Genomic DNA, 286 nt, shown 5'->3' with positions numbered 1-286 from the left:
AGTCGATGCCCCGGCGCATGTCAACAGGTTTAATTGCGATGAAGACATTATCAGGACTGAGCATATTTGAGTGCCCTGAAGACATCGGTAAGTTGTGACAGCTGACAGCACATCCGTACTCCACCGGGAAGGAAGAGTGAAGTGGCACACTGAATTTGGCCACCTGAACAGAGGTGATATGCTCACCTCAGAACAACACAGGTGCTCCAATGAAAAAAAGAAATTTTAGCGCAGAGTTTAAACGCGAATCCGCTCAACTGGTTGTTGACCAGAAATACACGGTGGC

General features: G+C 47.9%; 1 pseudogene. It reads right to left on the bottom strand.

What is annotated here, in order from left to right:
- Positions 1 to 50: 50 nt before the first annotated feature.
- Positions 51 to 140: pseudogene (locus BGK49_RS29790) on the bottom strand (IS66 family insertion sequence element accessory protein TnpA); the annotation flags it as partial.
- Positions 141 to 286 lie beyond the last annotated feature (146 nt).

The organism is Shigella sp. FC1544, assembly GCF_001722145.1.
GTDB lineage: Bacteria > Pseudomonadota > Gammaproteobacteria > Enterobacterales > Enterobacteriaceae > Escherichia > Escherichia coli.
The sequence above is the reverse complement of the archived record's forward strand: the minus strand, read 5'-3'. Positions and strand labels throughout refer to the sequence as shown.